The sequence below is a fragment of the Parvibaculum sp. genome (genome assembly GCF_049651025.1).
GTDB lineage: Bacteria > Pseudomonadota > Alphaproteobacteria > Parvibaculales > Parvibaculaceae > Parvibaculum.
Map to the genome: position 1 here is coordinate 43,570 of NZ_JBASBH010000061.1, position 21,444 is coordinate 65,013.

Sequence of the window (21,444 nt, forward strand, 5' to 3'; positions counted from 1 at the left end):
CGCCCCGTAGAATTGTTTTCGGGGACGAGATGGCGAAGGCCGCCGACACAGAATTCATGATGATGGCGCTGGCGCTTGCCGAGCGGGGATTGGGGCAGGTTGCGCCCAATCCGGCGGTGGGCTGCGTTATCGTGCGCGATGGCATCGTGGTCGGTCGCGGCTGGACGCAGTCTGGCGGTCGTCCTCATGCCGAGACGGAGGCGCTGGCGCATGCGGGCGAGCTTGCGCGCGGCGCGACGGCCTATGTGTCGCTTGAGCCCTGTGCACATCACGGAAAAACCGGACCCTGTGCCGAGGCGCTGATTGCGGCGGGCGTGAAGCGCGTCGTGAGCGCTATCGCCGATCCCGATTCGCGCGTGGCGGGCAGGGGTTTTGCCATGCTGGAAAAGGCGGGCATCGAGGTCGAGGAGGGCGTCTGTTTCGCCCAGGCACGATATCTCAATCAGGGCTTTTTCCTGAAAGTGTCGGAAGACCGTCCGCTCGTCACACTGAAGATTGCAAGCTCCGCAGACGGACGAACGGCAACGCGCTCCGGCCACAGCCAATGGATCACCAGCGACATGGCGCGCGCGCGCGGGCATCTGCTGCGCGCCACGCACGACGCGATCATGGTCGGCAGCGCAACGGCCATTGTTGACGATCCGACCCTGACCTGCCGGTTGCCGGGACTCTCATCTCGCTCGCCCGTTCGCATCGTTGCTGACGGGCGCCTTCGTCTTCCATTGACGTCGAGGCTTGTGCGCGAGGCACGAAAGACTCCGACCTGGATTTTGACTTTCTCGGAAAATGACGCGGAGCGACGCGCGGCCTTCATCGATTGCGGCGTCGAGCTGATCGATGTGCCTGTGGGCGCGGACGCGCTCATGGACATGACTGCGGCCATGCGGATTCTGGCGGCGCGCGGCTTGACGCGTGTGCTTCTCGAAGGCGGCGCGCGGCTTGCGTCATCGATGATGCGTGCGCATCTCGTCGATCGCGTCGAGTGGTTCCGCTCAAGCACGGTTATCGGCGGCGACGGTTATCCGGCCGTTGCGGCTCTCGGTGTCGATCGCCTCGATATGGCGCCGGGGATGGTCCTGACCGAGACGCTCGCGCTCGGTGCCGACACGCTTTCAAGCTATCTGGTTCGGAGTTGATATGTTTACAGGCATAGTCAGCGATGTCGGTCGCGTTCGCTCTGTCGAGCATCGCGGCGATACGCGCTTCGTCATCGAGACGGTTTACGATCCGCAAGGCATCGCGCTCGGCGCGTCCATCGCCTGTTCGGGTTGCTGCCTGACGGTCGTTGAAAAGGGCAATGGCGACAGCAAGAACTGGTTCGCCGTCGATGCATCTGCCGAGACGCTTGGCTGCACCACGCTGGGGCGCTGGGAAGAAGGCACGCCGATCAATCTGGAGCGCGCCCTCAAGGCTGGCGACGAGCTTGGCGGGCACATAGTCAGCGGCCATGTGGACGGCGTTGGCGAGATCGTGGACATGCGCCCCGATGGCGACAGCGTCCGCTTTACCTTTGAAGTGTCGGACGAGTTGGGCCGGTTCATTGCGCCCAAGGGTTCCGTAACGATTGATGGAACGTCATTGACAGTGAACGAGGTGGAGGATATTCGGCCTCACTCCAACGAAAGCCGAACCCGCTTCGGGGTCAATATCATTCCCCACACCCAGACTGTCACCACATGGGGGCAGGCAAAGGTCGGAAATAGCGTTAATATTGAAATCGACATGCTGGCCAGGTATGTCGCCAGACTGGCCAGGAAGGATTAGGCATCGTGTTCAAGGAATACCTCTCGTCCATCGAAGAAGTCATTGAGGATGCGCGCAACGGCAAGATGTTCATTCTTGTCGATGCGGAAGATCGCGAGAACGAAGGCGATCTCGTCATTCCGGCCCAGATGTGCACGCCCGAAGCGGTCAACTTCATGGCGAAGTACGGTCGCGGTCTGGTTTGCCTGACGCTGACCGGCGATCGCGCCAAGCAGCTCAATCTTCAGTTCATGTCGTCGAACAACCAGTCGCGCAACCAGACGGCCTTCACCGTCTCGATCGAAGCGCGCGAAGGCATCTCGACCGGCATTTCGGCGCATGATCGCGCGCATACCGTTTCGGTCGCCATCGATCCGACGAAGGGCCAGAACGACATCGTGTCACCCGGTCACGTCTTCCCGCTGGTGGCGAAAGACGGCGGCGTTCTTGTTCGCGCCGGCCATACTGAAGCAGCCGTCGATATTGCGCGGCTCGCCGGTCTTTATCCCGCAGGCGTTATCTGCGAAATCATGAACGATGACGGTACGATGGCGCGTCTGCCCGATCTCGTGCAGTTCGCGCAGCTTCATGGATTGAAGATCGCGACGATCGCCGATCTCATCGCCTATCGCCGCCGCTACGATCACTTCATTCATCGCGCCATCGAAACCGAACTCGACAGCAAGTATGGCGGCGAGTTCAAGATGATGGTCTATCTGAACACCGTCGAATATGCCGAGCACATCGCGCTCGTTAAGGGCGACATCTCGACGCCCGAACCCGTTCTGGTCCGCATGCATGCGACGAATGTCTTCGATGACGTTCTTGGCGCCAGTGGTTCACGTTCGGAGCTTCTGAAAGAGTCGATGCGGATGATTTCGGAAGAAGGGCGTGGCGTCATCGTTCTTATTCGCGACACGACGGCGACCGTCGTATCCGATCTGCTGCTGCGCAAGGGCGAGGCGAGCGATCAGGGCATGCCGCGCCGGTTGCGCGAATATGGCGTCGGTGCGCAGATCCTTCTCGATCTCGGCGTGCAGGAAATGATCCTGCTGTCCGATACGGATCGCAGCATTGTCGGCCTTGAAGGTTATGGACTTAGCATTGCCGGGCAGCGTCCGGTCAGCCCGCGCAAGCGCGCAGGCACGGAAGCCAAGGCGAAGGAGATTGCGTCGTGATGAGTACAGAGGCACATATTCTCATCATCGAAGCGCGGTTTTACGAAGACCTTGCAGACGAACTGGCACGCGGCGCCATTGCGGCGCTGGAGGCGCGCGGCGCCACCTATTCGCGCGTGTCGGTGCCCGGCGTTCTGGAAATCCCGGCGGCGGTCAAATTCGCGCTGGATGCCATGGCGCATGGCGGACAGACCAAGCAAATTGACGGGTTCGTCGCGCTTGGCTGCGTCATTCGCGGTGAAACCACTCACTATGATATAGTCTCCAACGAGTCCGCTCGCGCCCTTATGGACCTGGCGGTCGATCGTTCCCTCGCACTCGGCAACGGCATCCAGACCGTTGAAAATGGCGCTCAGGCCTGGGCGCGCGCGAAGGTGGACGAGAAGAACAAGGGCGGCGGCGCGGCTGATGCCTGTCTCGATATGATCGACCTCAAGCGCAGCCTCGGCGCTTGAGCCTCTTTTTGAAAGCATAGTTTCGAATGTCTTCGGCTCCTGTCAAACCGGTCGCCTCGCCACACGCTGCCAATGCGCGCAGCGTCGCTCGCCTCGGCGCCGTGCAGGCGCTTTACCAGATGGATATGGTCGGCACCGCGATTGACGATGTGATCGAGGAATTCGTGCAGCATCGCTTCGGCCAGGAGATCGAAGACACGACCTATCCCGAAGCCGACGAGGCGCATTTCTCCGATGTGATCCATGGCGTCGTTCGCGAACAGCGAGAGATCGACGTTGCAATCAACGGAGCGCTGGCGAAGGGCTGGACGCTTGCGCGTCTCGACGCGACGCTGCGTGCGATCCTGCGCGGCGGCGTCTATGAGCTTCGCCGCTGCAAGGATATTCCGGTGAAGGTCGTCATCAACGAATATGTCGATGTTGCGCATGCCTTCTTCGAGGGCGATGAACCCGGCGTCGTCAATGCAGTGCTCGACCGGCTCGGCGCGACGGTGCGCAAACCTGCGGCTGGCGATGGCTCCGCGTCCTGACGAATTCTCTCTGATCGCAAACCTCTTCGCACCTCTGGCCGCGAATGTGCCGGGTGCTTTCGGCCTCAAGGACGACGCTGCCGCCATCACGCCCGATCCGGGTATGGATCTGGTTCTCACCGTGGATGCGCTGGTCGAAGGCGTTCATTTTCTCCCGACCGATCCAGCCGCCAGCATTGCGCAAAAACTTCTGCGCGTGAACCTCTCCGATCTTGCCGCCAAGGGCGCGACGCCACTCGGCTATCTTCTGACCACGGCCTGGCGGCCCGACACTCCATATGAGTGGATATCGGATTTCGCGGCGGGGCTTGCCGAAGACCAATCGCATTTCGGCGTTTCGCTTTGGGGCGGCGACACCGTTTCGACGCCCGGTCCGCTCAGCTTCACGCTGACCGCCATCGGGCAAGTGCCCAGCGGCGCCATGTTGCGTCGCGCGAGTGCCAATGTCGGCGACATGGTCTTTCTCACCGGGACGCTTGGCGATGCCGCATTGGGCCTTGCCGTATCTCAGGGGCGACTCACTGCATCCAGCATGGATGAGGCTGCGCTTGTGGCCCGCTACAGAGTGCCTGAACCTCGTGTCGGCATCGGCCCGCGGCTCGTCGGTCTGGCGCATGCGGCGCTGGATGTGTCCGACGGGTTGATGGCCGATCTCGGGCATCTCTGCGAGGCGTCGTCCGTCGGCGCTCGTATCGATGTTTCGGCGTTGCCGCTCTCTGCGATGGCCACGCGTTGCCTCATGCGTGATCCGGCCTTGATCGAAAGCATCCTTACGGGCGGCGACGATTACGAAATTCTTTTCACCGCCCCCGTCGGTGACGCAGGTCTCATCGCGTCGCTAGCCGCTGACAGTGATGTTCGCATCACCTGTATCGGGACTATTGTTGACGCAGCGGAAGGGGTGTCCGCCATCGCTGCCTCAGGTGAGTCCATGCGACTCAGTCATCTCGGCTTCCGTCATTTTTGATTCGTGAGCCAATGTTCCGCGGGGGGTGTGGTTGCTTTCCGTTTTCGCATTTGGCAACCTCCTTGACCAATCGTGCTTCGACTTAGGGGGGAGGGGCCTTGGCCGGGTTATCCGGTTCCGGTTCGGATACCCGTTTGGAAACCAAGGACAGAAACGATGAGTACTACATTGTGGGCAATTATTGGCTGCGGTGGTCTCGCGATCATCTATGGCCTTCTGGCAGGACGCTCGGTCTTGTCGGCTGATCCGGGCAATGCCCGTATGCAAGAAATCGCGGCGGCGATCCAGGAAGGCGCAGGCGCTTACCTCAACCGTCAGTACACGACCATCGGCCTCGTCGGTATCGTGATCTTCGCACTTGTCTCCTATCTCCTCGGCATCAAGGTTGGTATCGGCTTCCTGATCGGCGCGACGCTTTCGGGCGCGGCAGGCTATATCGGCATGCTTGTTTCGGTTCGCGCCAACGTGCGTACAACTCAGGCGTCGAGCAAAAGCCTTGCGGCAGGCCTTTCCATCGCGTTCCGCGCGGGCACGGTCACCGGCATGCTCGTTGCCGGTCTGGCGCTTCTGTCGGTCGCCGTTTATTTCGGCATCCTCACCGGCTATCTCGGCTATGCGGCCAATTCGCGTGACGTGATCGACGCGCTCGTCGCGCTCGGCTTCGGCGCTTCGCTCATCTCGATCTTCGCCCGTCTCGGCGGCGGCATCTTCACCAAGGGTGCGGACGTCGGCGGCGACCTCGTCGGCAAGGTCGAAGCGGGAATTCCCGAAGACGATCCGCGCAACCCGGCCACCATTGCCGACAACGTCGGCGACAATGTCGGCGACTGCGCGGGCATGGCGGCTGACCTTTTCGAAACCTATGCGGTGACGCTTGTCGCGACCATGGTTCTCGCCTCGATCTTCTTCGTCGGCGAAACGACGGTCAGCATGATGACCTATCCGCTGGCCATTGGCGGTTCGTGCATCATCACCTCGATCATCGGCGTGTTCTTCGTGCGCCTCGGCAAGAGCAACAACATCATGAATGCCCTCTATAAGGGCTTCGTGGCCTCGGCCGTGCTGTCGCTCGGCGCTCTCTACTTCGTGACGAAAGAAGTCATCGGCCTCGACACCGCGTTCACGGTCGGCGCGCTTACCTTCACGGGCTGGGACCTCTTCTTCTGCGGCGTTTCGGGGCTCGTCGTGACGGGCCTCATCATCTGGGTGACGGAATATTACACGGGCGTGAACTTCCGCCCTGTGAAGAGCATTGCCCAGGCCTCCGTTACGGGCCACGGCACGAACGTCATTCAGGGTCTTGCGATTTCGATGGAAGCGACGGCGCTGCCGGCGATCATCATCGTTTTCGGCATCCTCGTGACCTACAGCCTTGCCGGCCTCTTCGGCATCGCCATCGCCGTGTCGACGATGCTTGCTCTTGCAGGCATGGTTGTTGCGCTCGACGCATTCGGTCCGGTCACGGACAATGCGGGCGGCATTGCCGAAATGGCCGATCTTCCGGCTTCGGTGCGCAAGACGACCGACGCGCTCGACGCCGTCGGCAATACGACGAAGGCCGTCACCAAGGGTTATGCGATCGGTTCGGCGGGCCTCGGCGCGCTGGTGCTGTTTGCAGCCTATACTCAGGATCTGACCTTCTTCTCGGCCTCGCCTGAGACCTATCCTTACTTTGCCGGTGTTCTGCCGGACTTCTCGCTCTCCAATCCCTATGTCGTGATCGGCCTCTTCCTCGGCGGCCTGCTCCCGTACCTCTTCGGTTCGATGGGCATGACGGCGGTTGGACGTGCGGCGGGTGCCGTGGTGGTTGAAGTTCGCCGCCAGTTTAAGGCCGATCCGGGCATCATGGCGGGCACGTCGAAGCCTGACTATGCGCGCGCGGTCGACATGCTGACCAAGGCGGCGATCAAGGAAATGATCATTCCCTCGCTGCTTCCGGTTCTGTCGCCGATCGTTCTCTACTTCCTCATCCTGCAGATCGCGGGCAAGTCCGAGGCATTCTCGGCTGTCGGCGCAATGCTGCTCGGCGTCATCATCACGGGCCTCTTTGTCGCCCTCTCGATGACTTCAGGCGGTGGCGCATGGGACAATGCCAAGAAGTATATCGAAGACGGTCACTTCGGCGGCAAGGGTTCCGAGGCGCATAAGGCTGCGGTCACTGGCGATACGGTTGGCGATCCCTACAAGGATACTGCCGGTCCGGCGATCAACCCGATGATCAAGATCACGAACATCGTAGCGCTGCTTCTCCTCGCCGTGCTCGCGCACTAAGTGAGCGGACAACGAATGCAAAAGGCCCCGCATCTGCGGGGCCTTTTTATTTGGTCGGTGTAGTCGGGCGCTAGCCCCTGTTACATTCCGCCGCCGCGTCCGGGAACGGGGCCGACGCCCTTTTTGCTGTCCGTCTGCTTGTTGAAGCGGCCGAGATTGCTGAAGAGCTGGCCAAGAACGGTGAGTTCCTTGCCGCGGGTCGGCGTGGTGCGCGTCTGGAGGTCGACGATTTCACCGTCTTCCAGGCCGTAATAGGCGATTTGCTGAACCGTATCCGACTTCTCGAAATAGAAAGCGACGACCGTGCGGTCGACTTCCTCAGGCGGGAAGAAGAGATAGGTTTCGGTTGTGCTGGTGATGTAGTACCAAGCATCGCCCTGGATGGTCGACGCAGTCGAAGGCGATCCCATGATCTCCTTCACTTGCTCTCTGGTCGTTTGCTTGGGTTTGATCTTCTTCAGATCTTTTTCATTCAGAATATAGCCGCGCTGTGCAACGACCGGCTCAACGATCGGCGCGCAGCTTATAAGGACGAGACTCGTTGCAGACAGGCAGGCCACGGCGGCCAGAAACCCGGCACGGCGCCGCAGGCGATTGGAAGTCATGTTGGAGTACCCTCCCGAGACCCAGATGTTCAGACGTTGACCTACCCTTGTCGGTCGCTAAATTCAATCGGCTTCTTGATCCCCTCCCTTACGGGCAGGGCTGCCCGGACGGAGTAACGCCATGATATGGAAAAGGATTTTCGGCCGGAGTGCTCACGAGTCGGAAGCTTACGCTATTTATGGAACCTTGGTATCGCAAGCCCGTTCACCGGCCTTATATCTACATGCAGGCGTCCCCGATACGCTTGAAGGGCGCTTCGAGATGGTCGTCCTGCACGCATTTCTGGTGCTGAGGCGGCTAAAGGCGGCCACGGACGCGGAGACGGCGCCAGCCAAGGCCCTGGGGCAGAAGATTTTCGATATCCTGTTCGACGATATGGACCAGACCTTGCGCGAAATCGGCATTGGCGACCTTTCGGTCGGCAAGAAGATCAAGGGCCTTGCATCGGCCTTTTACGGGCGCGTTGCGGCTTATGATGGCGGGCTCGATGCCGCCGAGCCTGCTGTGCTTGGGGAGGCGTTGAAGCGCAACGTTTTTGCGGAAATGGAGCCTTCGGCCGCCGAGGTGAACGCGCTTGCAGATTATGTGCGGCGCGGCGACAAGGTACTCGAAGAATTGCCCATTGGAGAATTGTTGAAAGGCCGCGTTGTTTTTGCGGCCTTGCCCGAACCGCTTGTCATTGAAAGGCCAGACGCATGAGTACGCGTCCAGTATCCGCTGGGAAACCTGAGTTCAGCATTCCGCTTGCCGTCTCCGACGTGCCGCCGAACGGCACAACCGTTCCCTTCGATGTGAAGGAGAATGAGCGTGTCGCGCTTGCGCGCCGATTCGGGCTCATCGAGCTTCGTTCGCTCAAGGGCAAGATCACCGTCAAACCATGGCGGCGTCACGGGCTGGTTGCCGAAGGAAAATATACGGCGGAGCTTGTTCAAGCCTGCGTCGCAACGCTTGAGCCGATTGAGGCGCGCCTCTCCGAGAGCTTCATCGTGCATTACCTGCCCGAAGAAATGATCGAGCGAACGCCTGCGGTATCAGCCGATACGGAGATTTTTGTCGATCTGCAAAGCGAAGATCCGCCGGAGCCGATGGAAAATGGCCGTATCGATGTCGGCGAAGCTGTGGCCGAGCAGCTTGCGGTCGCCATAGACCCTTACCCCAAGAAACCCGGTGCGGAATTCAAGCCGCTCGCCGTGGTGGAGGAAGAGGAGGTCGAGAAGCCCGCGAATCCTTTTGCGGCGCTCGAAAAACTCAAGAAAAAAGATTGAATCGGCGGACTTACAGGACGCAATGAACCTGTTGTTTCAAGCACTCAAGCTAGTATCTTCTGGCAACTGCCGGAGGTTGCCGTTTTCTAGAATAACTGTCCCGGCGGGGGAAAAGGGGTTTGGGTGACGACACGCGGATTGACGATTGCGCTGGACGGAATGGGTGGCGATCACGGCGCTGAGACTGTGATCGGTGGTGCCGAGATTGCATCCATTCGTCACCCCGATGTGCGTTTTCTGATTTTCGGCGATGAAGCCACGATGCGTCCGGTGCTCGATAAATATCCCCGCGCCGCGGCGGTGAGCGAGATCGTTCACACGTCCGTTTCGATTTCGATGGACGACAAGCCGAGCCAGGCGCTGAGGCGTGGCCGCAAGACGAGCAGCATGTGGCTTGCAATCGACGCCGTGAAAACGGGCCGTGCGCAGGCGGCCTTGTCCGCAGGCAATACGGGCGCGCTCATGGCGATGGCCAAGGTCATCCTGAAGACGATGCCCAATGTCGAGCGCCCCGCGCTGGCAGGGCTGTGGCCGACGGCGCGCGGCGAAAGCGTCGTGCTTGATCTTGGCGCGACCATCGGGCCGGATGCGTTTCAGCTTGTGCAATTTGCCGTCATGGGCGAGGCATTCGCGCGTGTGATTTTCAGCCTCGAGCGGCCGACTGTCGGCTTGCTCAATATTGGCGAAGAAGAAGTCAAAGGCACCGAGCAGGTGAAGGAAGCAGCGCAGATGTTGCGCAGCGCCGGATTGCCGCTGAATTTTCACGGCTTCGTCGAAGGCGGGGACATCAGCAAAGGCACCGTCGATGTCGTCGTGACGGATGGCTATACCGGCAATATCGCGCTGAAGACTGCGGAAGGCACGGCGCGGCTCATCGTCGATTTCCTGCGCAGCGCCATGAGCAGCTCGCTGATGTCGAAGATCGGCTATCTCTTTGCGCAGGGTGCTTTTCGTGCGCTGGCAAAGAAGCTCGACCCGCGCGCATCGAATGGCGCCATCTTTCTCGGCCTTAACGGCATCGTCGTGAAGAGCCATGGCGACACGGACGCCGAAGGCTTTGCCTATGCGATCGATGTTGCAATTGATGCTGCAGCCGCCGATCTTGTGCAAAAGGTTGCGGCGGATCTTGCACTTCTCGACGGGTTCCAGCCGACGCGCGGAGCACAGACACCAAATTCAACAACTGAAGAATCCGAGGCGGCGGTATCGTGAGTATCATTAGAAGTGTTGTCGCCGGTTGCGGCAGCTATTTGCCTGAGCGCGTTGTTACCAATCAGGACATGACCAAGATCGTCGACACGACCGACGACTGGATTGTCGAGCGCACGGGCATTCACGCCCGCCACATCGCTGCCGATGGCGAGTTGACCTCGGACCTTGCGCTCAAGGCGGCGCGTGCGGCGATTGCCCATGCGGGCATCGACGCGCAGGAGATCGATACGATCATTCTCGCGACGACGACGCCGGACAATACGTTTCCGGCAACAGCCGTCACCGTGCAGGCCGAACTTGGAATTCACCACGGCGCGGCCTTTGACATTCAGGCCGTCTGCTCGGGTTTCGTTTATGCGCTGACCATAGCGGACACGTTCATTCGTTGCGGTCAGGCCAAGACCGTCCTCGTCATCGGCGCGGAGACTTTTTCGCGGCTTCTCGACTGGACCGACCGCACGACCTGCGTTCTCTTCGGCGACGGCGCGGGCGCCGTCATCGTGAAGGCGGGCGAGGGCGAGGGGACGAATGCGGATCGTGGCATTCTCACCGCGCATCTGCATTCGGACGGGCGCTACAAGGACAAGCTCTATGTCGATGGCGGCCCGTCATCGACGCAGACGACCGGCCATGTGCGCATGGAGGGCCGCGAGGTTTTCCGCCACGCCGTCGTCAATATCGCGGACACGATCAAGGAAGCGCTGGCCGCGACAGGGCTCACGGCCAATGACATTGACTGGTTCGTACCGCATCAGGCGAACAAGCGCATTCTCGACGGCACCGCGAAGCGTATCGGCCTGCCGCCGGAAAAGGTCGTCATCACCGTCGGCGATCACGGCAACACCTCTGCCGCGTCGGTTCCGCTGGCTCTCGACCAGGCCATAAAGGACGGGCGAATCAAGCGCGGCGACCTCGTGCTGCTCGAGGCGATGGGCGGCGGGTTCACCTGGGGATCGGTGCTGGTTCGCTGGTAATGGCAAATTGCACTCGAAACCGGCCAATTCCGGCACAGAAGTGAACTTTAGAAGATTCGTGCATCCTATTGATATTGACGGGTTAATCGCCCGGCCATAGGCTTCGCCTGAACTTGGAGGTAAGGCCATGGGGGATACGATAACGCGGGCTCATTTGAGCGAAGCCGTCTACCAAGAGGTGGGGCTATCGCGCAATGAATCTGCCGAGCTGGTTGAATCTGTGCTGCTGGAGATCGCCAATAGCTTGTCGAAGGGCGATACGGTGAAGCTGTCCTCGTTCGGATCTTTTTCGGTCCGTCAAAAGGGCGGTCGCATGGGACGGAATCCAAAGACGGGTGAAGAGGTGCCGATCAAGCCGCGCCGCGTTCTTGTCTTCCGCCCGAGCCACGTACTCAAGGAACGGATCAATGCGGCGCTGAGCGGCAAGGCCGCGGCCGCCGAATAAGCACCGGAGCATTCCGTGAGCAGATCCGTTTTAAGAATTCGGATTGAAGAGCGGAGCCAAGGACCTGGTTTGTCGATACAAAAGTCGCCCGACGCTTTCAGAACCATCAGCGAAGTTGCGACTGAGCTTGATGTGCCGCAGCACGTGCTGCGTTTCTGGGAAAGCAAGTTCAACCAGATCCGCCCGCTGAAGCGTGGCGGCGGGCGGCGCTATTATCGCCCCGAGGATGTGGACCTGCTGCGCGGCGTGCGCACACTCCTCTATAATGACGGCTATACAATCAAAGGCGTGCAGAAGGTTTTTCGCGAACAGGGCGTGAAGTTCGTGAGCGAAACCGGCAAGGGCACTGTCGATGCGTCGCTCGCCGAGCTTGCCCGCGAGGCCGTGCAGCGTAGCGAGCATGTGGAGCCAGCGGCGGCCGGACTGGTGATCGACGCCGGGGCGCGCAAGACGCTTGAGACATTGCTTGAAGAGCTTGTCTCTTTGAAGGAAGAAATCGACGAAACCATCTGGGAGAGCGAAGACGACGCGGAATAGTGCCTCTGCTCGTCATGCGATGGTTTTGCCGCCATGATTCTCGCGGCTTTGGCTACAGGGTGAGGTGAAAAAAAGCCTCACAAAAGCGGCGATTGAGGCGTTGCCCGGGCAGGAACCCCCGTCTATATTCCGCGCCACTGAGGGTGCCCCGGCGCCCTTTCATCCGGTTTCGTCGGAGCGTAGCGCAGCCCGGTAGCGCACTTGTCTGGGGGACAAGGGGTCGTCGGTTCGAATCCGGCCGCTCCGACCATCTATCGGGGTCAACGTATTGATTGCGTTGACCCCACTTCTAAAGCGGGCATTTGCCGCAAGCGGCAGCCTTATTCGCATTCTGGAGTTTGATTGTCATGCTCACTGTTCTTCCGATCGTCATTTTCCTCGTCGTCATGGCCGCTCTGAACAAGTACCAGACGGGTACGTTCTTCTGATCTGACGTCGAGCTTTCGAGAGCCGGTGCGAGCCTTATTCGTCCGGCCGCAGCATCCAGATCATCACGTAGCGGAACGGGAATGCCCAGATCGTGCCAGCGATCAGGTAATAGGCGAACTGCACCGCGCCATTTTCCGGCAGATGGCCGCTGACGGCGATCGTCATGATCAGCAACGAATAGAAAAACAGAAACACCAGCAGCGCCAGTGTGCCGATGAGCTTGCGTGTGCGTTGGGGCAGGCGAGGCATTTAAATCTCCGGACGGGCCCTGCATAGGGGCACTGGCGTTCTGATACGTTATTCGGCCTGAGGGCGCAAAGGGCGGCCTTCTGTCGCGGGTTGTCCCTGCTGTGAGATATGCCGCGTTCGGGTTATCACTTCACCCATGGACAATAAGCCTCATAACGCCGCTCGGCGGCAGATCGCGGTCTGGCTCTTCGGCGTCTCGGCGCTCATCTTTCTGATGGTCGTGGTCGGGGGGCTGACGCGGCTCACTGAATCGGGATTGTCGATCACCGAGTGGAAGCCCGTCGTCGGCGCTCTGCCACCGCTGAGCGAGGCAGCCTGGGCTGACGCATTCGCCAAGTATCAACAAATTCCGCAATACCAGCTCGTCTTCACGAATATGACGCTCGGCGAGTTCAAATATATTTTCTGGTGGGAATGGAGCCATCGCTTTCTCGGGCGCTTCATCGGCTTTGCCTTCCTCGTTCCTTTCCTCTGGTTCCTCGCGACGCGGCGCATTGAGCGCGCATTGGTGCCGAAGCTTGCGATCATGTTCGTGCTCGGCGCGGCGCAGGGCGCGCTTGGCTGGTGGATGGTCAAAAGCGGTTTGACGCATCGCGTCGATGTCAGCCAGTACCGCCTGACGGCGCATCTCGGCCTTGCGACGATCATCTATGCTTACATGATGTGGGTTGCGCTGGGGCTTTGGCGCGACCGTCCGGTGTTTGTCGTCAGCGATGGTTTGCGCAAGGCGTCATGGGTGCTGCTCGCGCTCGTCTTTGCCCAGATGATGCTCGGCGGTTTCGTGGCGGGCCTCAAGGCCGGCCATATCTACAACACATGGCCGCTCATCGATGGCGCGTTCTTTCCCGCCGGGCTCATGGCGCATGAAGTCTGGTGGCGGAATTTCTTCGAGAACATGCTGACCGTGCAATTCGATCATCGCATGGTCGCTTATCTGCTGACCTTCCTCGCGCTCTGGCATTGGTTTGCGGCACAGCGCTCAGGCATACGCGATGCAGCGCAAGGCGCGACCTGGCTCGGCCTTTCCGTTCTCGCGCAGGTGGGCTTGGGTATCTGGGCGCTGCTTTGGGTCGTGCCCATTCCGCTCGGTGCAGCGCATCAGGCGGGTGCGATGGTTGTCTTCACGCTGGCAATCATCCATGCGCAAAGGCTCAACGCACCCGCCGTCTAGGCGTCAGGCGCTCAGGGCTTTGTCGAGCGCCTTGATGATGTCTTGCGGATCTTCGAGCCCGATGGATAGGCGCACCACATCCGGGCCTGCTCCGGCGGCCTTTTGCTGCTCTTCGGTGAGCTGGCGATGGGTGGTCGATGCGGGATGGATGATGAGGCTGCGCGTATCGCCGATATTGGCGAGGTGGCTCAGCAACTCGATCGAGTTCACCAGCGTCACACCGGACTCATAGCCGCCCTTGATGCCGAAGGTGAAAAGCGCACCGGCGCCCTTCGGCGCATAGCGCTGCTGCAGCTTGTAGGACGGATCGTCCTTCAGCCCGGCATAGGAAACCCACGTCACCTTCGGATGCGTCTTCAGATATTCGGCAACCTTGAGTGCGCTGTCGGAATGACGCTGCATGCGCAGCGGCAGCGTTTCAATGCCGGTCAGGATCATGAAGGCGTTGAAGGGCGAGAGCGCCGGTCCGAGATCGCGCAGGCCGAGCACGCGGCAGGCGATGGCGAAGGCGATGGCGCCGAATGTCTCGTGGATCTTCAGCCCGTGATAGGAGGCATTGGGCTCGGACAAGGTCGGGAATTTTCCGCCCTTCGACCAGTCGAACTTGCCGCCGTCCACGATGACGCCGCCCATCGAATTGCCGTGGCCGCCGAGGAACTTCGTCGCCGAATGCAGCACGATATCCGCGCCATGTTCGATGGGGCGCAGCAGATAGGGCGAGGCCAGCGTATTGTCGACGATGAGCGGAATGCCCGCCTCATGCGCGACAGCAGCGATCGCCGCGATGTCGATGACGAGGCCGCTGGGGTTTGCAAAGCTCTCGATGAAGACCGCCTTGGTCTTCGGTCCGATGGCCTGCTTCACGCTTGCCGGGTCGGTCGCATCGGCCCAATCGACGTGCCAGCCGAACTTCTTGAAGGAGTGGCCGAACTGGGTGATCGATCCGCCGTAAAGCTGCTTTGCCGCAACGAAGTGATCGCCCGTTTCCAGCAGCGTGTGGAACGTCAGCATCTGCGCCGCATGACCTGATGCGACGGCGAGCGCCGCCACGCCGCCTTCAAGCGCGGCGACGCGCTCTTCGAGCACGGCGGTCGTCGGATTGGTGATGCGCGTATAGATATTGCCGAATGCCTGCAGGCCGAAAAGCGAGGCGGCGTGATCCACATCGTTGAAAACGAACGATGTCGTCTGATAGATCGGCGTTGCCCGCGCGCCTGTTGTGGGGTCGGGTTTTGCCCCGGCATGAATCGCGAGTGTGTCGAAGCCATAATCGGTCATGGCATATTCCTTCTACTGTGCTGGTTTTATGATCTTCTTTTGGTCAGCGGATCATTCTTGGTATTTCGATTTTCGGGCAGCGGTTCATTATGACCGTGAGGCCTGCTGCTTCCGCTCGCCTGGCGCCTTCTTCATTCGTCACGCCAAGCTGCATCCAGATATATTTTGCACCGATTGCGATGGCTTCATCGCAAAGCGGTCCTGCCGCCGCAGAGTTGCGGAAGATATCGACCATGTCGATCTTTTCTGGAATGTCGTGGAGGGAGGCATAGACCGTCTCTCCCAGAAGTTTCTTTCCGGCAAGGCCCGGATTGACCGGAATGACGCGATAGCCCTTGCGCTGCAGGAACTGCATCACCTCGTTGCTGTCGCGCGCGGTATTCGCGCTCGCGCCCACAAGCGCGATGGTTTTCGTATCGTGCAAAATGTCGGCGATCAGTTCGGGGCTGTAGCGCAGATGTTCGAGCGTGGCCACTATCGATCCTCCCACTTGGGGTCGCGCTTTTCGATGAAGGCGCCAATGCCTTCTTCGGCGTCGCGGGCGAGCATGTTTTTCACCATGACTTCGCTCGCGTGGTCGTAAGCATCGCTCAGCGGCTTTTCGAGTTGCTCGTAAAAAGCCTCCTTGCCGATGGAGACAGTGAGCGTCGATTTCGCGGCGATTTTCTCAGCAAGCTCCCTGACGGTGGCGTCGAGTTCGGCGCTATAGACCACGCGGTTGATGAGGCCGATTTCGGCGGCCCGCGCGGCGTCGATCATCTCGCCGGTCAGGAGCATTTCCATTGCGTGCTTGCGAGGTAGATTGCGCGACAGCGCCACCATTGGCGTCGAACAGAAGAGGCCGATATTGACGCCGGGCGTTGCGAACTTCGCACTATCGGTCGCAATGGCCAGATCGCAGCTTGCGACAAGCTGGCAGCCTGCCGCCGTCGCAATGCCTTGTACGCGGGCGATGACGGGTTTTGGCAGGCGCACGATGGATTGCATCAGCGCGCTGCACTGGCGCATGATTTTCTGGAAATAGGCGCGGCCCCGATCGGCGTCGCTGCGATGGGCGGTCAGTTCCTTGAGGTCGTGGCCGGAGGAAAAGGCCGGTCCGTTCGCCGCAAGCACGACGACCCGCACGGAGGCGTCCGCTGCGACGCGCGCCAGCTCGTCGGAGAGAGCAGACATCAGACCTTCAGACAGGCAATTGCGCTGCGCCGGACGATTGAGCGTCAGCGTCGCGATCCCGTTGCGGTCATTGCGCAGAACCAGCGGTTCGGCGGCGGTGTCTTTTTCAGCGGGTTGGCTCATCTCTGGTTCCCGGATTGGCCACTTGGTATTCCGCCCGATCATAACCGGACCGGGCGATGAAGTCAGGGCCGAATGGGCGGGCGCCTGAGCCGATAAAGTACGTGACGTTTCAGCACATGGCCGTCCGGCACGCGGGGATGGTCGAAATCGTCCGTCTCGTTGCGCGTCATGCCGAGCCGCTGCATGACCTGTTGCGAGCGGATGTTCGCCGGAACGGTGAGAGCGACGATTTCGTCAAGGCCAAGCTCCTTAAAGCCATATGCCAGCGCCGCTCTTGCAGCTTCCGTCGCATAGCCATTGCCCCAATGCGAGCGAGCCAGTCGCCAACCGACTTCGACGGCCGGAGCATAGGGCGCGTCAGGCCGTACGTTGAGGAGCCCGGTGAAGCCGATGAAGGGCGCAATGCCGGGGGCCTCGACCGCCCAGAACCCGAAACCATGGGTTTCGATATGTGCCTTGAGCAGTCTGGCCACTTCGTCGCTTGCGGCGCGGTCGGGCAGAGGAAGGAGAAATTCCATCACCTCCGGGTCAGCCGACATTGCAGCAAAAGCGTCGAAGTCTTCGTCGCGCCAGGGCCGCAGGATCAGCCGTTCTGTTCTGATGGTCGTCGGGGTCATGGAGCACATCCCTATTGATACGCGCGGAGCATATCCGGTTATGCTCCGCACAAAAATCAGGGAAGGGCGTTTCCATGAACAGGCTGAAAGCGACTGCGACCTATTTCGGCCTTGTCTTTGCGGCCGGTGTTTTCCTCGGGCCCATTCGCGAAAGCTGGGCCGTGCCGCGCTTTGGCGAGGCGGGCGGCGTGCTCGCCGAAGCCGTGCCGATGCTTGCCGTCATGTTCTTTGCGGCGCGATGGATCGTCTATCGTTTTGAATTGCCCGATGCACTGCGCGAGCGGCTGACGATAGGCCTATGGGCGCTGGGCCTGCTCGCGATTGCCGAAGTTGCAGGCGCGATGTTTCTGCGCGGGCAATCGCCCGGGGCCTATGCCGCGCATCTCGTCACGCCGCCCGGCCTTGTCTCGCTCGTCTTGTTTGCTGCTTTCGCCCTGATGCCAGCCCTCGTGCGAAAGGGTTAGGCGAGAGGCGGCGCGGGCCGCTTCTCGCCTGCTTTTTTAGAAGGTGGACTTTGCGACCACGGACCAGTCGCGCACCGTGCCGGGCTTGCGGTCGGACTGCATGCCGCTCATCCAGTTCGGATAGAGCGGGGCAGGCTTGCTGATCGCGTCGATGGCGTCGAGGTCTTCCTGCGTCAGCTTGACGTTCACGGCGCCGAGATTGTCCTTCAACTGCGTTTCGTTTTTCGCGCCGATGATGACGGTCGTCACATAGGGCTTGTGCAATTGCCAGCCAAGCGCGACCTGCGCGACGGTGACCCCGTGCTTCTTTGCGATCTTCTGCAGCACCTCGATAATGTCATAGGCTTTCTCGACATTGACGGGCGGGAAGTTGAATTGCGTGCGCCGCCCTTCATTGGCGCGGCTGTCGCGCGAGAATTTGCCGGAGAGGACGCCGCCAGCAAGCGGGCTCCATGTCATCAGCCCGAGCTTCTGGTCCTCCAGCAGCGGCACGATTTCATGTTCGAGGTCGCGGCCCACCATGGAGTAATAGGCCTGCAGCGTGACGAATTTGTCGAGGCCCTGTTGCGCCGATACGCCGAGGCCCTTCATGATCTGCCATGCGGCCCAGTTGGAGCAGCCGAAATAGCGCACCTTTCCCTGACGGACGAGATCGTCGAAGGCGCGGAGCGATTCCTCCATCGGCGTCACATTGTCGAAGCCGTGGATCTGGTAAAGGTCGATATAATCCGTTCCAAGACGTTTAAGGCTCGCTTCCACCTGCTGCATGACATGAAGGCGTGAAATGCCCACCTGATTGGGCCCGGGGCCCATGCGTCCGAAGACCTTGGTGGCGAGGACGACGTCCTTGCGCTTGGCGCCGAGCGCCTTGCCAAGGATCGTTTCGGATTCACCTGCCGCATACATATTCGCCGTGTCGACGAAGTTGATCCCGGCGTCGAGCGACTGGCCGACGAGTGTTTCGGCTTCCTTCTGGTCGAGGCCGCCCATGACACCGAAGAGAGTGCCCTTGCCGCCAAATGTCATGGTGCCGAGGCAGAGACGTGAAACGAAAGCGCCGGTATTGCCAAGTTGCTGATACTGCATTCGAGTGCTCCATCCATGTTCAGACTGTGATTGCGTCCCAGCAGGCGTCCATGACGCTTTGCTGATCCGTTTGGTCGAGAGTGACGATGTCGGCGATCGCGCGCGTGACGAGCGCGTTCAATGGACCGGAAATGAGGGCTGAGAGAATTTGGGGCGGCAGCGACTTGAAGACGCCTTGCGCGTAGCCGTCGCCGAAAAACCGGGCGAGTTCGCTCGACATATCGATCTGGATCGCCTTGGTGACATCGCGCAGATATGGCGAGAAGGCATATTGCTCGGTGAACTTGAATTTGCGCGGATGCGTGACGCAATAGGCGTAGGTGTTCATCCAGAAGAGCTCAAAGCGGGCGCGCAGCGACATGGCCGGGTCGTAGCCTTCCAGCGTCGCGGCAAGGCGCTCGCGCTTCATCTCCACATAGAGCGCGTGGATCAGCTCTTCCTTGCCTTTGAAGTGCCGGTAGATGGTGCCGACAGGGACACCGGCTTTTTCAGCCAGTTTTGCCATCGAGGCGCCGTGAAAGCCGTAATCGCTGAAAAGCTCAAGCGCCGCCTCCAGAATCTGGCGGCGTTTCTCGTCTTTTGCGGGCGGGGCATCGGAATGAACGTTCATTCTTCGCCAGATAGTGTGACGCAAACGGGGCCGCAAGGGGCGTTTTGCAGGAATTTTGGTTGGGCGGGGCCGGGGAGACCTGTAATCAAGCTTCAAAACAAGGGAGCGCTTGATTCAATGACGCAGAAGCAGTCGCCTACGAAGCCGGTAATGAGCGTTGAAGAGCTCGACACATTCATGGACGTGGCTTTTCCGCAAATGCGTGATGGTGACAGGCTGACCGTCATCGAGGCGGTCGGGCCGCTCAGCGCCCAGCTTCGTCTGCGCTATTCGGATCGGAACCTTCGTCCGGGCGGCACGATTTCGGGACCTGCCATGATGGCCCTTGCCGATTACGCGATGTATGCGGTGGTGCTTGCCCATATCGGGCCGGTGGCGCTCGCGGTGACGACCAATCTCAGCATCAACTTTCTGCGCAAGCCCGGACCGGCCGATGTGGTCGCCGAGGCAAAGCTCCTGAAGCTCGGGCGGCGGCTTGCGGTTGGCGAGGTCGTCATCACGCAGGAAGGACTCGACGGCCCGGTCGCCCATGTCACCTCGACCTATTCGATCCCGCCAAGGAGCTGAATGAAAGTGGGGGACGCGGTCATCCATTCCGACGGATTGCCCATCCCGCGCCGCTATCGCGCGATGCTGACGATCGGGCTTGGCGTGACCATGGCCGTACTCGACGGCGCGGTCGCGAACATCGCTCTGCCCACCATTGCGCGCGAACTCAACGCGACCGCCGCGCAATCGGTCTGGGTGGTCAACGCCTATCAGCTCGTCATCGTCGTCTCGCTGCTTCCCTTGTCGTCGCTTGGCGAGATCATCGGCTATTCGCGCATCTATCGCGTCGGGCTTGCAATATTCGGCGTTGCTTCGCTTGCCTGCGCCCTGTCGAATTCTCTCGAGACGCTTGTTGCCGCGCGCGTGCTTCAGGGCATCGGCGCGGCTTGCATCATGAGCGTCAATTCGGCGCTGGTGCGCTTCATCTATCCGCGCGCCCAGCTTGGGCGCGGCATCGGCATCATCGCTTTTGTCGTGGCGCTGGCCGCGGCAGCGGGGCCGACCGTTGCATCGGGCATTCTCTCCATTGCGCCATGGCAATGGATCTTCGCGATCAACGTCCCGCTCAGCCTGATTTCAATTGCGGTTGCGGGCAGCCTGCCGCTGACGGTGCGGGCGCTTCATCGCTTCGACTGGCTGAGCGCCGCGCTCAATGCGGCGGCCTTCGGCTTCTTCATCCTCGGCGTCGATCATCTCGGCCATGGGCTCGACCATCTTGGCCGCGTGGCGATTGAATTTGCGATTGCCATTGCCTGCGGCTTCTGGCTCGTCCGGCGACAGCTTTCGCGGCCCGCGCCTTTGCTGCCCGTCGATCTTCTACGCATCCCGATATTCGCCCTGTCGATCATGACGTCGATCTGCTCCTTCGGGGCGCAGATGCTCGCCTATGTGACCCTGCCGTTCTATTTGCAGAATGTGCTTCACCGCAGCGCCGTCGAAACCGGCCTGCTGATGACGCCCTGGCCGATCGCGCTCGTCTTCGTGGCACCCATGGCCGGTCGTCTGGCCGACCGTTACCCCGCGGGCCTGCTCGGCGGCATCGGCATGGCGATCTTTGCGGTCGGGCTCGGGGCGCTCGCCTGGCTGCCCGCCGACCCGTCTTCCCTCGATATCTGCTGGCGGATGCTGGTCTGCGGCGTCGGCTTCGGCCTGTTCCAGTCGCCCAATAACCGGACCATGCTGTCCTCCGCGCCCATCGAGCGGGCAGGCGGGGCAAGCGGCATGCTGGGCACCGCCCGGTTGACCGGGCAAACGCTCGGAACGGCCGTTGTCGCCTTGATTTTCAACCTGGCCACGTCGAATGGCAGCAGAATCGCACTGATGACGGCCACGAGCCTCGCTCTCGTCGCCATGATCCTCAGTTCTCTGCGCCTGACGGATGCGGGAAGCTCGGCCCAAAACGGGTGGAAATAAGCGGTATCATAATACCGCACGTCTAAAGGCCCGCTTTTGCGGGGCTTTTCATGCTATTTCGTTGACACATTGCAGGACGTGCCTTAGAAGCGCGCCAAC

The 21,444-nt window shown here is 60.7% G+C and carries 25 protein-coding genes and 1 tRNA gene; 18 read left to right on the forward strand and 8 right to left on the reverse strand.

Annotated features, from left to right (window positions below):
• The first annotated feature begins 29 nt into the window (after nucleotides 1-29).
• From ribD to WA943_RS07985, 7 genes are all read left to right on the forward strand, one after another.
• Nucleotides 30-1,136, forward strand: coding sequence for a bifunctional diaminohydroxyphosphoribosylaminopyrimidine deaminase/5-amino-6-(5-phosphoribosylamino)uracil reductase RibD (gene ribD, locus WA943_RS07955; RefSeq protein ID WP_424469328.1), 1,107 nt, complete (start codon nucleotides 30-32; stop codon nucleotides 1,134-1,136).
• A gap of 1 nt (nucleotide 1,137) precedes the next feature.
• Nucleotides 1,138-1,764, forward strand: a complete 627-nt coding sequence (locus tag WA943_RS07960; protein ID WP_424469329.1) for a riboflavin synthase — start codon at nucleotides 1,138-1,140, stop codon at nucleotides 1,762-1,764.
• Between the two features lie 5 nt (nucleotides 1,765-1,769).
• Nucleotides 1,770-2,921 (forward strand): 3,4-dihydroxy-2-butanone-4-phosphate synthase, encoded by a 1,152-nt coding sequence (gene ribB, locus WA943_RS07965; RefSeq protein ID WP_424469330.1) that lies wholly within the window; start codon nucleotides 1,770-1,772, stop codon nucleotides 2,919-2,921.
• Entirely contained in the window at nucleotides 2,921-3,376 is a 456-nt protein-coding gene (ribH, locus tag WA943_RS07970; protein ID WP_424469331.1) for a 6,7-dimethyl-8-ribityllumazine synthase, read from the forward strand. Before ribB ends, ribH begins: the two co-directional genes overlap by 1 nt.
• A 26-nt stretch (nucleotides 3,377-3,402) precedes the next feature.
• Entirely contained in the window at nucleotides 3,403-3,906 is a 504-nt protein-coding gene (nusB, locus tag WA943_RS07975; protein WP_424469332.1) for a transcription antitermination factor NusB, read from the forward strand.
• On the forward strand, nucleotides 3,890-4,873 hold the full coding sequence (gene thiL / locus WA943_RS07980) for a thiamine-phosphate kinase (RefSeq protein WP_424469333.1): 984 nt from the start codon (nucleotides 3,890-3,892) through the stop codon (nucleotides 4,871-4,873). The genes nusB and thiL overlap by 17 nt, the downstream gene beginning before the upstream one ends.
• Nucleotides 4,874-5,029: 156 nt before the next feature.
• Nucleotides 5,030-7,144, forward strand: a complete 2,115-nt coding sequence (locus WA943_RS07985) for a sodium-translocating pyrophosphatase (protein WP_424469334.1) — start codon at nucleotides 5,030-5,032, stop codon at nucleotides 7,142-7,144.
• A gap of 80 nt (nucleotides 7,145-7,224) precedes the next feature.
• Here the strand turns inward: WA943_RS07985 and WA943_RS07990 are convergent, their stop codons facing one another.
• Nucleotides 7,225-7,749 (reverse strand): outer membrane protein assembly factor BamE, encoded by a 525-nt coding sequence (locus WA943_RS07990; RefSeq protein ID WP_424469335.1) that lies wholly within the window; start codon nucleotides 7,747-7,749, stop codon nucleotides 7,225-7,227.
• Between the two features lie 121 nt (nucleotides 7,750-7,870).
• Here WA943_RS07990 and WA943_RS07995 point away from each other — a divergent pair, with 121 nt between their 5' ends.
• The 7 genes from WA943_RS07995 to WA943_RS08025 all read left to right on the forward strand — a co-directional run bounded on the left by WA943_RS07995 (nucleotide 7,871) and on the right by WA943_RS08025 (nucleotide 12,433).
• Complete coding sequence (locus WA943_RS07995; RefSeq protein WP_424469336.1) at nucleotides 7,871-8,449, forward strand: ubiquinol-cytochrome C chaperone family protein; 579 nt, start codon at nucleotides 7,871-7,873, stop codon at nucleotides 8,447-8,449.
• Nucleotides 8,446-9,015 carry a YceD family protein gene (locus tag WA943_RS08000; RefSeq protein ID WP_424469337.1) on the forward strand — a complete coding sequence of 190 codons (570 nt, stop codon included), beginning with the start codon at nucleotides 8,446-8,448 and terminating at the stop codon, nucleotides 9,013-9,015. Before WA943_RS07995 ends, WA943_RS08000 begins: the two co-directional genes overlap by 4 nt.
• A 159-nt stretch (nucleotides 9,016-9,174) precedes the next feature.
• Nucleotides 9,175-10,227 carry a phosphate acyltransferase PlsX gene (plsX, locus tag WA943_RS08005; RefSeq protein WP_424469410.1) on the forward strand — a complete coding sequence of 351 codons (1,053 nt, stop codon included), beginning with the start codon at nucleotides 9,175-9,177 and terminating at the stop codon, nucleotides 10,225-10,227.
• Nucleotides 10,224-11,201, forward strand: coding sequence for a beta-ketoacyl-ACP synthase III (locus WA943_RS08010; RefSeq protein ID WP_424469338.1), 978 nt, complete (start codon nucleotides 10,224-10,226; stop codon nucleotides 11,199-11,201). The genes plsX and WA943_RS08010 overlap by 4 nt, the downstream gene beginning before the upstream one ends.
• A gap of 127 nt (nucleotides 11,202-11,328) precedes the next feature.
• Complete coding sequence (locus WA943_RS08015; protein WP_424469339.1) at nucleotides 11,329-11,646, forward strand: integration host factor subunit alpha; 318 nt, start codon at nucleotides 11,329-11,331, stop codon at nucleotides 11,644-11,646.
• 75 nt (nucleotides 11,647-11,721) lie between these two features.
• On the forward strand, nucleotides 11,722-12,183 hold the full coding sequence (locus WA943_RS08020) for a MerR family transcriptional regulator (protein ID WP_424469411.1): 462 nt from the start codon (nucleotides 11,722-11,724) through the stop codon (nucleotides 12,181-12,183).
• Between the two features lie 173 nt (nucleotides 12,184-12,356).
• Nucleotides 12,357-12,433 (forward strand) — tRNA-Pro (locus WA943_RS08025).
• 212 nt (nucleotides 12,434-12,645) lie between these two features.
• On the opposite strand, the gene WA943_RS08030 is transcribed toward WA943_RS08025, so the two are convergent.
• Nucleotides 12,646-12,861, reverse strand: a complete 216-nt coding sequence (locus WA943_RS08030; protein WP_424469340.1) for a DUF2842 domain-containing protein — start codon at nucleotides 12,859-12,861, stop codon at nucleotides 12,646-12,648.
• A gap of 136 nt (nucleotides 12,862-12,997) precedes the next feature.
• Here WA943_RS08030 and WA943_RS08035 point away from each other — a divergent pair, with 136 nt between their 5' ends.
• Nucleotides 12,998-14,032 carry a COX15/CtaA family protein gene (locus tag WA943_RS08035; RefSeq protein WP_424469341.1) on the forward strand — a complete coding sequence of 345 codons (1,035 nt, stop codon included), beginning with the start codon at nucleotides 12,998-13,000 and terminating at the stop codon, nucleotides 14,030-14,032.
• 3 nt (nucleotides 14,033-14,035) lie between these two features.
• On the opposite strand, the gene WA943_RS08040 is transcribed toward WA943_RS08035, so the two are convergent.
• The 4 genes from WA943_RS08040 to WA943_RS08055 form a co-directional block, all read right to left on the reverse strand.
• On the reverse strand, nucleotides 14,036-15,310 hold the full coding sequence (locus WA943_RS08040; RefSeq protein WP_424469342.1) for an O-acetylhomoserine aminocarboxypropyltransferase: 1,275 nt from the start codon (nucleotides 15,308-15,310) through the stop codon (nucleotides 14,036-14,038).
• A 43-nt stretch (nucleotides 15,311-15,353) separates the two neighbouring features.
• The gene (locus WA943_RS08045; protein WP_424469343.1) at nucleotides 15,354-15,785 is read right to left on the reverse strand and encodes a CoA-binding protein; all 432 of its coding nucleotides are present in this window, start codon (nucleotides 15,783-15,785) and stop codon (nucleotides 15,354-15,356) included.
• Nucleotides 15,785-16,606 (reverse strand): enoyl-CoA hydratase, encoded by an 822-nt coding sequence (locus WA943_RS08050; protein ID WP_424469344.1) that lies wholly within the window; start codon nucleotides 16,604-16,606, stop codon nucleotides 15,785-15,787. Before WA943_RS08050 ends, WA943_RS08045 begins: the two co-directional genes overlap by 1 nt.
• Before the next feature lie 62 nt (nucleotides 16,607-16,668).
• A complete protein-coding gene (locus WA943_RS08055; RefSeq protein WP_424469345.1) occupies nucleotides 16,669-17,223 on the reverse strand; it encodes a GNAT family N-acetyltransferase in 555 nt (184 codons plus the stop codon).
• A gap of 74 nt (nucleotides 17,224-17,297) precedes the next feature.
• On the opposite strand from WA943_RS08055, the gene WA943_RS08060 reads away from it, so the two are divergent.
• A complete protein-coding gene (locus tag WA943_RS08060) occupies nucleotides 17,298-17,687 on the forward strand; it encodes a hypothetical protein (protein ID WP_424469346.1) in 390 nt (129 codons plus the stop codon).
• A 36-nt stretch (nucleotides 17,688-17,723) separates the two neighbouring features.
• Here the strand turns inward: WA943_RS08060 and WA943_RS08065 are convergent, their stop codons facing one another.
• Both WA943_RS08065 and WA943_RS08070 read right to left on the reverse strand, forming a co-directional pair.
• On the reverse strand, nucleotides 17,724-18,773 hold the full coding sequence (locus WA943_RS08065; RefSeq protein WP_424469347.1) for an aldo/keto reductase: 1,050 nt from the start codon (nucleotides 18,771-18,773) through the stop codon (nucleotides 17,724-17,726).
• A 19-nt stretch (nucleotides 18,774-18,792) separates the two neighbouring features.
• Nucleotides 18,793-19,383, reverse strand: a complete 591-nt coding sequence (locus tag WA943_RS08070) for a TetR/AcrR family transcriptional regulator (protein ID WP_424469348.1) — start codon at nucleotides 19,381-19,383, stop codon at nucleotides 18,793-18,795.
• Between the two features lie 150 nt (nucleotides 19,384-19,533).
• On the opposite strand from WA943_RS08070, the gene WA943_RS08075 reads away from it, so the two are divergent.
• Both WA943_RS08075 and WA943_RS08080 read left to right on the forward strand, forming a co-directional pair.
• The gene (locus tag WA943_RS08075) at nucleotides 19,534-19,950 is read left to right on the forward strand and encodes a PaaI family thioesterase (protein ID WP_424469349.1); all 417 of its coding nucleotides are present in this window, start codon (nucleotides 19,534-19,536) and stop codon (nucleotides 19,948-19,950) included.
• Nucleotides 19,951-21,345, forward strand: a complete 1,395-nt coding sequence (locus WA943_RS08080; protein ID WP_424469350.1) for an MFS transporter — start codon at nucleotides 19,951-19,953, stop codon at nucleotides 21,343-21,345.
• Nucleotides 21,346-21,444: the final 99 nt, after the last annotated feature.